This window comes from Bradyrhizobium sp. (assembly GCF_016462955.1).
Taxonomy (GTDB): domain Bacteria; phylum Pseudomonadota; class Alphaproteobacteria; order Rhizobiales; family Xanthobacteraceae; genus Bradyrhizobium.
On the sequence record NZ_JAEMSD010000010.1, the window covers coordinates 31,740 to 42,323 of the forward strand.

Consider the following 10,584-nt stretch of genomic DNA (forward strand, 5'->3'; position numbering starts at 1 on the left):
ACTTAGTCCCCCGAGGCTTGGCCGAAAACCAAGCCTCCCTTTCCATCACAATTGAGGAGAAACAACCATGTCTCAAGACACGGATCGCATCCGCGCGCTCAATGACACCCTGCGGCAGAACTTATTTAGCGGTCATGCCATCATCACGCCCGGCATCGCCGAGCTCGGTCTCGAAGCATTCATGCGGTTGGCGAGAACAATTGCCATCTTTGATGACTTTCATCATGCGAACGACCCCCACCAAGAGCATGACTTTGGCTCTTTTGAATTCGAAGGCGTCTCAGTTATGTTCAAGATAGACTATTACGACAAGTCGCTAGCATTTCACTCGCCCGACCCGACAAACCCGACCGTGACTGAGCGCATTATCACCATCATGCGGGCTGACGAATATTAGCGCTACGGACGGCGCGACTATCTAGTCGCTCAACAGCTTTGTGAGCGGCACGGAAAGCGCCTCAGCGATGCGGGCCATGGCTAGAAGACTCGGATTGCGCTTACCCCTCTCAATACCGCCGACATACGTCAAATCGAGGTCCGCCTCGAACGCCAGCTTTTCCTGCGTCATCTGACGCTGCCGACGGATCCGCCGGACATTCCTACCCACGATGCTGCGCCAATCCTGCATTTGCTGGATGGAGCAGCATCGGGCATATAGTCTCTAGGGACTATAGTCACTATTCGTCAAAAACTCAACAGACCGTGACGAGAGAGCTGATGACTGACCAAATTTCTCCAAACCCGCCGCCGCTACCGGCCGAGAAGCCAAAGACCAGACGTGGCCTCAAAGTCCTCATAGGATTCTGCGCGGCGGCGTTCTTGATCGCCAACCTGCTCAAGCTCGGCAGCGGGCCGAAGCTCGAAGTCGAGCGTACAGGTTTCTTCCATCAAGGGAACATCATCAAAGTGCTGAACGTGGGTGACAAGGAGGTCACCGTGACGGCGGTCACTGTCAATGATCGGCCCGATTGCAGACCGAATGAGCAGGAGAGTGTTACCTTAAAGGTCGGCGAGAGCATGATCTTCCCCAGCGCATGCCGGATCGTGAGGGCAGATATTCAGACTGACCAAGGCCGCGCGTCGTTTACATTCAGCGGCCCTCCCGATTAATGGGCTGACTGCATCACGCACATCCGCCATGCTGTACGGCGGAGGTGCGTCGATGGCGGAGTCGAGGGCCGTCCAGGCAATAAGATCGCGGAGGCGTATCATGAGCGCGAGTTGGTTGGCCGATGGCAGCATCTGTCCAGTTTGTGGTGGGCCGGGGCGCAGAAGTGCAAGACACCCTGGCGCACTATGTCAGCAATGTCAGGCCGCGGTCGTCGATGAAGTCGGCAGGTTAGTGACATTGGCAAACGAGGGCTTCTCAGGCGGTCTAGAAATCACCGTAGGGAGCAGAATAATCAGGTCACCGAGAGCCGAGAGCTTTCCTCTGTATGTGAACGGCATCGAATGCCGCGCGCGCGAGTACCGCTTCGGCGGTGTTGTAGTGCAGCCTCTCCGGGTCTGGGCGGCGCTTGATGACAAACGAAATTAAGGGAGTGGTTCGGCCCACATCTGGCCCTTGGCCGAACCGCCCTACCCTCAACCTCTACCACCGGGAGGGCGTCGGTAGCGGTTCGGGAGCCCCAAAGAAGGCGGACGTCGGGGTCGAGCTAGGCGCTTGGCATTTGCCAACATCGGCCTTCCCTGTCCGCCAGCCAAGGTTAGATCATCGAGATAGAGATAGCGCATTGCAAAGTAGAGCGTCAGCCGCTCGCCGTGCCTTAGAGGCCATTTACTCTGCTTGAATCTCCGCTGGACCTCACCATGCTCGTCAATGACCTCAATGCCATTCACAATGCAGTCGACCGCGGACACGCGATACGCAAAGGCCGGAGATTTGATCATATAGGCTACCGCCCGAGGCAATCGCCCTAATCCAATGGGCTTGACGCTGGTCGGCTTTGAGCCCCGTTCTAGTTTCTGGTACCAACCTCGCTTCTTTAAGGCACGCAGACGTTTCTGCATCTTCTTCTTCGTGATGCCCCAGACCAGCGCATGTATGTGCCACGAGATACATTGCTTGGCTGCACGGCGATGGTGACCAAGCTGCCAGTTGACGTAGAGAGCCGGTTCAACGACTGCAAAATAGTTTAGCCCGCGAAGACCGTATCTGAGCCTCTCCTTGATCTCGGAAAGCTCAACTTCGGTGAGACCATCCGCCGATTTTACACATGCCCGATCACAGAGCGTGACGAATAGAATTTCCTGATTATGATCGGTACCGTCACCGCCGTCGCAAAAGAAGCGGGCGAGTTCTCCACAAACGATCCGCCCCCAATTAATTCTAGAGTGGCTATTGACGGCCCGTAGCTGATCCGGCCGCTGAGGCTTGATGCGGTGCCGATCTACGGGAGATAGCTTGTGCCGCTTTCGAGAACTCTCGAAAGTAGATAGCATTCTGCTGCGCTCGATGGTCTGCCAATAGGCAATTCGTGAGTTGTCGAAGAAAGAAGGCATGTTCATTCTCACTCTGCTGGGGAACGAACATCATTTACAAGGTAGGTCGCGTAACAGAGATTTGGCTGCTGGCAACTCTAACTCCCTAGTTGGGGGCTCTAACTGCGAGTTTGAGCTGATGAAGTGTTAGAGCAGCAGCAGCAGCAAGCGCCAGAAACAACGACAGCAGCAGCGCCTTCAAACATGTACTGTAGCGCTCCTAGAATTATCCGATACGCAATGCTCCACTCGATGATCGAAGTTCAGCTCCGCAACAGATAGCGCCGTTGAGAAGCAAAGCAACAAACGGCAAAAAGGGTGCGCAACTTGCGCACCCTCTCGAGATTCGCAAATGAGCTTACGGCATTAGCGCACGCAGAAACTCACGCTGCACTTTTGGCGGTTGACTGTCATAAGCAGTTTTGCACATCGAATTCTCCCAAGCGCACTCGAGATCCGTTACGCGCTTGCGAATCTGCGCAACGGTCATTTGAGGTGAGGTTGTCGAGATTGATAACTGCTTCTGGCTAGAAGCGCGAGTTCGAGACATCTTTTTGAGCAACTCGCGTTGCGCAACGATGGTAGGCAGTTTGGATAGCCGCGTCAGAAACGAGCGGTTGTCGTCCAAGCTGCCGGCGCTGGCACGTACAAGCTTTTTATTGATTTCGGCAAACCATTGTGCGCGTAAGCCTCCGCCACTCGTTTCCGATCCCAGCCTATGCTCTTAGCTATCCGGCTGTAGCCCTCGTCATGCGGCTGCTTGCCGCCTTTTTGGTTGGCCACCTGGCTCAAGATTCCTTCGGTCTCGACGAACTTCACCATGTGCTCGGATTCGTCTAGAACGTGCAGGTGGCGGAAGAGGTTCTCGGCCTGCTCCCAGCTTTTCGCTTGCGCCGACGTCAAAATCGCAACCGGGACCTCAGTCAGCCCCAATTTCTTACATGCGGCATGACGGTGTGCTCCGGCGCAAAGTTGGAACTTCGTCGCACCCGTTATCGTCTTTCGGCGAACGACGTCAATGGGCGTGATTTTACCGGTACGAGAAATCGCTTTCGCTAGTCGATCAACCGCTTTCGCATCAATTGGCCGACGCGAAGCTTCGGAGACAGTGATCTTTTCTATCGGGACAGCGATTATGCGCGTGTCCGTTATTCCTTTCGGGCTCTTATTCTTAGGACCCTTGATTATGATGCCTTTGTGCTTCATCGATGATCTCCTATCCTTCGCGCAGAAATTGCTTGATGTCCGTTGGGCTCACGCCCTCGCTAAGCGCCTTCTTCAAGTCTTTCGACCAACGGCTTACGAGCTGCCGGTTGCGGTCGGCGCGATCACCGATGGCGCCCACAATAATATTAATCGGAGAGAGGTTTTTGCGGCGATACTCGCCTCGGAGATTGGCAATCGTTGAAGCGCGATCTTCTAGTAGATCGTCACCATCCCAGTCGATTATCTGCTTGTATATTTCTGCCAGCACCTCGTGGTAGGCGAACCGTTTGCCGAATTGAACTTCACGCACTTCATCTGCTCGCTCATCGAGCCAAGCGTTCAATTCTGGAAAGTTTTGGGAAGCGACAGCCTTAGCGCGCTCCAAGTCGGCCAAACGCTTCGCTTTCGCGGAAAGCGCGGGCTTCGGCAAAACTAACCCGCGGCTGCGGCGGCGTTTTCTGTTTGTCGAGGATGTCATCTGAACCACCGTGGCACTCCCATTTTTGCCTTATTTCACGAGACGTTCTTCGAAAAATTTGAGACCTGGGCATCTTGACGTGAGCACAAAGGTGGTATAATACCATTCACTGTGTGAATCAACCATGACACCCGGGCGCGGACGCGGTTTTGGGGCGGGCGGTGCCGAGTGCAAACCGCCTTCTGATTCAGCGAAACCAGGCAGACCAGTGACTGGCTGCCTTCGAACTAGACTGAGCCTTCGGCCAGTGCGCAACCTGCCCTTCCCGGGCAATGTGTGTTGGCTATGTCTATGGTTCTCGCTCTGCGGGGCTTCTCGGCTTCGTCGCTTTGCTCGTTTTGTCTATACAATCGTCAGACTTCTCATTCGAGCTCCCGTTGTGGAGCCCGACCGTCATGAGCGTGCGCAACGGCGACTCGATCGATTACGTGCCGCGCCTCGCGCATGAGGGGATACGACCGCGATTACTATCAAGGCAGCAAGCTGCCGATTATTGCAACCTTTCGCCGAGTTCGTTCTCAAATTGGGTACGCTTGGGGAAATTGCCGCATCCCCTGCCCGGCACTACCCGGTGGGACCTCAAGGCCATCGACGTTGCCTTGGACAAGTTAAGCGGCCTGCGTTCCGAAACCGAAACATCATCATCGCCCTTGGACGAATGGAGGGAGAAGCGTGCGCGTCGTTCTTAGAGGAGTTCACAAGGTTAAAAGGCGGCTCGCAAACGGCGAGATCAAGCTGCATTTTTATGCATGGCGTGGTGGTCCCGCTATCCACGCGCAGCCTGGTACACCGGACTTCATTCGAGAGTACCATGACGCCCACGCGAGCCTTCGCCGGCCGCGCGCCGGCACATTCATGACGATCATTGCACAGTACAAGGCTGCGCCGGAGTTCACCGGCTTGGCGGCTTCAACTCGCCGCGCCTACCTGGCTTACATCAAACTGATCGAAGATGAGTTCGGCGACCTGCCCTTGGCGGCTCTGGCCGATCGTCGGGTGCGCGGTGAGTTCAAGGCCTGGCGTGACCTGTTCGTAGAGACGCCGCGGAAGGCGGACTATGCCTGGACCACGCTGGCGCGGATCATGTCGTTTGCAAAGGATCGGGGCATCATCGCGATCAACCCGTGCGAACGCGGCGGCCGGCTCTACGTAGCAGACCGCAAGGACAAGATCTGGACCGAGCAAGACATTGCCGCGGTTCTCGCGGTCGCATCTAGCGAGATCCAGCTGGCGCTGATCTTGGCGTTGTGGAGCGGGCAGCGACAGGGGGACCTCCTGCGTCTGCCTTGGTCAGCTTACGAGAGCCCCTACATTCGCGTCCGCCAATCGAAAGGTGGTCGTCGGGTCGCGATGCCCGCGGGCGCCCCCCTGAGGGCCTTGCTCGATGCGACGAACCGCCGGGGGCCGCTCATCCTAACAAACACGCTTGGCCGTCCCTGGACCTCCGATGGCTTTCGTACGTCGTGGGCGAAGGCATGCGAGCGCGCCGGTATCGACGGCCTGACGTTTCATGATTTGCGCGGCACGGCGGTGGTTCGATTGGCGATCGCCGGCGCCAGCGTGCCGCAGATCGCGGCCGTCACCGGTCACTCGTTGAAGGACGTCGAGGCCATTCTCGACGCGCACTATCTCGGTCGTGACATTCAGCTCGCGGAAGCCGCGGTGCTGAAGCTCGAAGCGAGAACAAAACTGTAAACGGTGGTGTAAACGGCGCTGTTCTCGCCGCTTGATCAAACCGCTTAAGTGTTTGATTTTAATGGTGGGCGCACCAGGGCTCGAACCTGGGACCCGCTGATTAAGAGTCAGCTGCTCTACCAACTGAGCTATGCGCCCGAAAGGCGGTCAAAGCCTTGCGAGGCCGGTCGTTTAGCAAAGCGATCGGGGTCTGGCAAGCGATCGGGCGCAAGTTTTCCAAGGCTTCGTCCACGGGTCCCGAAACGCGAAAAGCCGCTGGATTCCAGCGGCTTCGCCAAGGTCGATGGCTCGCGAGCCAGGTCCGTTCAGAGCCGGCCCTCCCGGTCCCGGTCGGGACCGCCGTCGCGGTCGAAACGGTCATGGTGGAAGTGGTCCATGCCCCGCTCCATCATGCGATCCATGCGCTCCATGAAACGGTGGTGCCGCGGGCCGTCTTCGCCGCCGCCGAACGGGCCGCGGGGGCGAGTCAGCACGGCGAGGCGCCGTTTCTGGCCCTCGTCCAGGGTCTTGTAGAGCGGATCGGCGGCATCGGCGATCTTCTTCAGGGCCGCGGAGCTGGCGCCCATGTCCTCGGCGCGCTGGCGCAGGCGGGCGATCGGATCCTCAGGCTTGCCGGCATCCCGCGACGTGTCGCCATCCCTGGACCTATCACCTGGCCCGGCATTCATCCGCGCATTGGCGCGGTCGATGCGCAGCTTGGCGAACTCCCGCACGGCCGTCTCGACCGGCGGCCACAGCTTCTCCTGGTCGGCGTTCAGCTTCAGTCCGGCGTGGACGGCGGCAATCCGGGCATCGACGAAGGCAGCCCGGTCCTCGGGGTTCAAGCGCGTGTGGCGGACGTGCTCTATCCACGGGCGATGATATTGAGCGTAGACCGCGCCCGAGCCGGCGATGCTGAGCACGGCGATGGCAGCGATGGTGAATTTCTTCATGCGGACCTCCTCCAGAAGGATGCCCCGGAGGATGAGCGCAGCGCGGCGGACGCGCAACTTACAACTTGGACAGGGAGCACGAGGTTACGAAGATGTAACGGCCGATTTTACCGCCAACCGCACATCGGAAATTATTGGCAACGAAAAGGCTTCCGTGCCGACCGCACGGAAGCCTTCGTTCATCGTTTGTTACGATCAGTTCGTCGTACTCTTGGCTTCCTTCAGGAACTCGTCGATCAGCCCCTGGCCAATGCGGCCCGCGGCCTCCTTGTAAACCGGCTCCATCGCCTTGCGCATCGCCTCGTCCTGATCGGCCGTGAGCTTGATGATCTCGCTCTTGCCGCTCTTCTTGATCTCGGCCAGCGCGTCGTCGTTCTCCTTCTGCGACTGCGCGTTGCTGAACTCGGTCGCCTCCTTCATCGCCTTCGACAATGGATCACGGATGTCGGCCGGCAGATCGTCCCAGAACTTCTTGTTCACGATCACGACGTAGCCGATATAGCCGTGATTGGTTTCGGTGATGTACTTCTGAACCTCGTGCATCTTCTGGGTGTAGATGTTCGACCAGGTGTTCTCCTGGCCGTCGACAACGCCGGTCTGGAGTGCCTGGTAGACTTCCGAGAACGCCATCACCTGCGGCAGCGAGCCGAGCGACTTGAACTGCGCCTGGATCACGCGCGAGGACTGGATGCGGAACTTGACGCCCTGATAGTCGGCGGGCGTGATCAGCTTCTTGTTCGCGCTCATCTGCTTGAAGCCGTTGTCCCAATAGGCAAGGCCGGTGATGCCCTTGGCATCCAGCAGCTTGAGCAGTTTGGTGCCGAGCGGCCCTTCCGTCACCTTCCGCAGCGTCTTCAGGTCGGGCAGGATGTAGGGCAGGTCGAACACCTCGAACTCGCGGATGCCGAGCGGCCCGAACTTGGAGTTGGACGGCGCCAGCATCTGCACGCTGCCGAGCTGGAGCGCCTCGAGCTCTTCCTTGTCCTTGTAGAGCGTCGAATTCGGATAGACTTCGACCTTGACCTTACCGCCCGTGTATTTCTCGGCAAGCTCCTTGAATTTCTCCGCGCCCTTGCCTTTCGGCGTGTCGGTGGCGACGACGTGGCTGAACTTGATGATGACAGGCGATTGGGCCAACGCCGGCCCGCTCAGCACCAGCGTGGCTATCGATGCCGCAGCCCAGATGAAATTCCGCATGCTTCCTCCCCTGTTTTGCCGGGCGCGCGCGAGCCCCGGCTTGTTTGGTTGGGAGCAGCTTTTATCCCGAACTCGGCCGGGGCGCTATGGCCCCTTCGCAGGGGCCGCCACCTGGGCCCATGCGACCGGCCAGATTCGCCCACCCGGGTTCCTTGAGGCGGCGGATAGCCGCCACCTCCCGGGGTCAGCCGTGCAGGGCCGGTGCGAGCTGGCTCTGCTGAACCACGCCGGGGTCGCTGATCAGCGTGCCTCCATGACCGTCCGACGACAATGCAAAATCGGCCGCGCTGTACTGGCCGAGCAGGCTCAGCGTCGCGGTTTGCGTGCCGTCCGATACCGTCAGTGTGCCGTCGCTGTTGTCGTCGTTCGCCGCATAGCTGAGCGAGGTCACGCCGTCGTTGAACAGGATGTCAGCGAGAGCGATGCTGTCATAGTCCTGCCAGCCGGAGATGGTGCCGGTGAAGCTCGAGGCCTGAGCGAGCACCAGCGCGGCGTCGGGACCTCCGAAGACGACGTCGTCAATCGTACCACCCGCATGCACAAAGGTCAGTGCTCCCGCGCCGATCGTGGTGTCGTCTGCACTGCCGCCGGACTGCACGTGCTGTACGCCCGCCAGAACGGTGGTCCCGATCGCGCTTCCGTACACATATTGCACACCGCCGTTGACGACGGTACCGCTGGCGGTGCCCCAATCGAGTTGATAGCCGCCGGCATTGATCGTAGTCCCGGTCGCAAAGCCGTCCGCATAGACACTCTGCTTGCCGCCCGCGTTGACCGTGGTCAGCGAAGCGGTGCCGTGAAGATACTGGATGGCGCCGTTGCCGATGATGGTTTGGGTTGCACCGCCGTAGACCGCCTGGCTGCCGCCGTCCATCGTGGTGTTGATCGCGTTCCCGCCGGAATAGACGTTCTGTTCGCCGCTATGGATCGTCGTGTCGCTCGCTGTCCCGCCGCCCTGAACGGTCTGCACGCCCGAATTGATCGTCGTCAGGCTCGCCGATCCGAACACGAACTGGTAACCACCGCTGATCGTCGTGGTGATGGTGAAGCCCCAGTCGATCTGGACACCGCCGGCGTTGATGGTGGTCCCGGTGGCGCTGCCCTCGGCATAGACATTCTGGTCGCCGCCGTCATTCACGATGGTCGAGAAGACGTTGTTGTGGACGTGCTGGATGCCGCCGTTCGCGATCGTGGTATCGGTCGCGACACCGAACACGGTCTGCGTGCCGCCGTCGATCGTGGTCTGGCCGGCAAGACCGCCGCCACGGATGTCCTGCTCGCCACCGGCCGCCACCGTTGTGCCATGGGCCGATCCGCCGCTCTGAATATACTGGTTGCCGGAAACCACCGAATCCGTGTCCGAACCGTACACCCACAGGGACGCGCCAGCGGAAACCACCATTCCGGTGGCCGTCCCTTCCAGCGCGACGCCCGCGCCGCTCTCGACCGTGATCTCGGTATAGCCGGCGGCGTCCTCGACGCGCCAGACGCCGCTCCGGATATCGAGCTTCTCGACATCGACCACCGTGCCGAGCAACGAGCCGAAGCCGCTGCCGGACAATTCCAGCGTGTCGATGCCGGCGCCGCCGTCGATGGTGCCTGTGACCACCGAACCCGTGAGGATGTCGATGCTATCGTCCCCCTCCCCCATCATGGCATCGCCGGTGATGATTCCACCGGTGATGAGGGTGTCGTCTCCACCGTCCAGCATGATGTTGCCGAAGATGCTGCCCGTGTTGGTGATGCTGTCGTCCCCCTCCCCCATCATGGCGTCGCCGATGATGGTTCCACCGTTGACGAGCGTATCGTCGCCGCCGTCGAGTGCGATGCTGCCGAAGATGCTGCCCGTGTTGGTGATGCTGTCGTCGAACGCTCCGACGATCGAGATCGCCTCGCCGTTGTTACCGCGGATCGTGCCGTCGTTGATGATCGTGATGGCGCCGAAGGCGCTGCCGTCATCGCTGTCGTTCACCGTGATCGCGCGCTGGTCGCTGGCGATCAGGCCGCCGACCTGGTTGTGGACGAAGCCGCCGCCGATCGCGAGTGCCTCGTTGAGACCGTTCGCGGCGGTGACCAGCCCGACCGCCTGGATCGTGCCGAAATTGTCGATCGACACGAGGCCATCGATGTCGATGCCGTCGGCATCCGCGCCGCCGACTGAGGTTCCGGTAATGGTGCCATGGTTCGTGACGGCGGTGGTCGTAGCCGGCGCGCTGTCCAGGTTGATGCCGGACCCGGCCGCGCCCGTGATCGTCCCGTCATTGTTGACGGTGATCGGCTGATCGCCGGTGATGCCGTGGCGCGCGCCTTCGATGACACCGCCGGCGAAATTGTTGACCACGCCGCCGCTGTTGACCGACTGGAAATCGATCGCGTCGTTACCCGAGGAGGAGGCCGAGGCGTTGTGGCTGACGATCTGTCCGTGATTGTTGATGGTGGCATTGGCGCCTGGACGCAACGCGTCGGCATCGGCGGCGGAAATCACCCCGGTCGCCGCGTTGTTGATGACGGTATTGACGCCGCTCGAATTGACGTCGTCCAGGTCGAGCGCCTGGCCGGCATCGCTGCCGGTGCCGGTGGAGGAGATCGTGCCGG

General features: G+C 59.8%; 9 protein-coding genes, 1 tRNA gene and 1 pseudogene. 3 read left to right on the forward strand and 8 right to left on the reverse strand.

What is annotated here, in order from left to right; translation table 11 throughout:
* Positions 1–67 precede the first annotated feature (67 nt).
* Positions 68–397: a DUF3768 domain-containing protein gene (locus JHD07_RS02495; RefSeq protein WP_291618587.1), complete on the forward strand. Its 330-nt coding sequence runs from the start codon at positions 68–70 to the stop codon at positions 395–397.
* Between the two features lie 21 nt (positions 398–418).
* On the opposite strand, the gene JHD07_RS02500 is transcribed toward JHD07_RS02495, so the two are convergent.
* A complete protein-coding gene (locus JHD07_RS02500) occupies positions 419–568 on the reverse strand; it encodes a helix-turn-helix domain-containing protein (RefSeq protein WP_291618589.1) in 150 nt (49 codons plus the stop codon).
* Between the two features lie 149 nt (positions 569–717).
* Between JHD07_RS02500 and JHD07_RS02505 the strand changes: the two genes are divergently transcribed.
* Entirely contained in the window at positions 718–1,110 is a 393-nt protein-coding gene (locus JHD07_RS02505; protein WP_291618591.1) for a hypothetical protein, read from the forward strand.
* Between the two features lie 474 nt (positions 1,111–1,584).
* Here JHD07_RS02505 and JHD07_RS02510 read toward each other — a convergent pair whose 3' ends face one another.
* The 3 genes from JHD07_RS02510 to JHD07_RS02520 form a co-directional block, all read right to left on the reverse strand.
* Entirely contained in the window at positions 1,585–2,508 is a 924-nt protein-coding gene (locus tag JHD07_RS02510; protein WP_291618594.1) for a hypothetical protein, read from the reverse strand.
* Positions 2,509–3,084: 576 nt separating this feature from the next.
* The gene (locus tag JHD07_RS02515) at positions 3,085–3,687 is read right to left on the reverse strand and encodes a ParB/RepB/Spo0J family partition protein (RefSeq protein ID WP_291618596.1); all 603 of its coding nucleotides are present in this window, start codon (positions 3,685–3,687) and stop codon (positions 3,085–3,087) included.
* Positions 3,688–3,697: 10 nt separating this feature from the next.
* Complete coding sequence (locus tag JHD07_RS02520; protein ID WP_291618598.1) at positions 3,698–4,174, reverse strand: hypothetical protein; 477 nt, start codon at positions 4,172–4,174, stop codon at positions 3,698–3,700.
* A 663-nt stretch (positions 4,175–4,837) separates the two neighbouring features.
* Between JHD07_RS02520 and JHD07_RS02525 the strand changes: the two genes are divergently transcribed.
* Complete coding sequence (locus tag JHD07_RS02525; protein WP_291618600.1) at positions 4,838–5,860, forward strand: site-specific integrase; 1,023 nt, start codon at positions 4,838–4,840, stop codon at positions 5,858–5,860.
* 62 nt (positions 5,861–5,922) lie between these two features.
* Here JHD07_RS02525 and JHD07_RS02530 read toward each other — a convergent pair.
* From JHD07_RS02530 to JHD07_RS02545, 4 genes and pseudogenes are all read right to left on the reverse strand, one after another.
* A tRNA-Lys gene (locus JHD07_RS02530) sits at positions 5,923–5,998 on the reverse strand.
* Positions 5,999–6,165: 167 nt separating this feature from the next.
* Positions 6,166–6,792: a Spy/CpxP family protein refolding chaperone gene (locus JHD07_RS02535; protein WP_291618602.1), complete on the reverse strand. Its 627-nt coding sequence runs from the start codon at positions 6,790–6,792 to the stop codon at positions 6,166–6,168.
* Positions 6,793–6,987: 195 nt separating this feature from the next.
* A complete protein-coding gene (locus JHD07_RS02540; RefSeq protein WP_291618604.1) occupies positions 6,988–7,989 on the reverse strand; it encodes a TRAP transporter substrate-binding protein in 1,002 nt (333 codons plus the stop codon).
* 184 nt (positions 7,990–8,173) lie between these two features.
* Positions 8,174–10,584 (reverse strand): annotated as a pseudogene (locus tag JHD07_RS02545) (hypothetical protein); the annotation flags it as partial.

What these genes read in the sequence shown, in the direction of transcription:
- JHD07_RS02500 (WP_291618589.1), bottom strand. Translation starts at nt 568, where the DNA reads ATGACGCAGGAAAAGCTGGCGTTCGAGGCGGACCTCGATTTGACGTAT.
- JHD07_RS02510 (WP_291618594.1), bottom strand. Translation starts at nt 2,508, where the DNA reads ATGAACATGCCTTCTTTCTTCGACAACTCACGAATTGCCTATTGGCAG.
- JHD07_RS02540 (WP_291618604.1), bottom strand. Translation starts at nt 7,989, where the DNA reads ATGCGGAATTTCATCTGGGCTGCGGCATCGATAGCCACGCTGGTGCTG.
- JHD07_RS02505 (WP_291618591.1), top strand. Translation starts at nt 718, where the DNA reads ATGACTGACCAAATTTCTCCAAACCCGCCGCCGCTACCGGCCGAGAAG.
- JHD07_RS02535 (WP_291618602.1), bottom strand. Translation starts at nt 6,792, where the DNA reads ATGAAGAAATTCACCATCGCTGCCATCGCCGTGCTCAGCATCGCCGGC.
- JHD07_RS02515 (WP_291618596.1), bottom strand. Translation starts at nt 3,687, where the DNA reads ATGAAGCACAAAGGCATCATAATCAAGGGTCCTAAGAATAAGAGCCCG.
- JHD07_RS02495 (WP_291618587.1), top strand. Translation starts at nt 68, where the DNA reads ATGTCTCAAGACACGGATCGCATCCGCGCGCTCAATGACACCCTGCGG.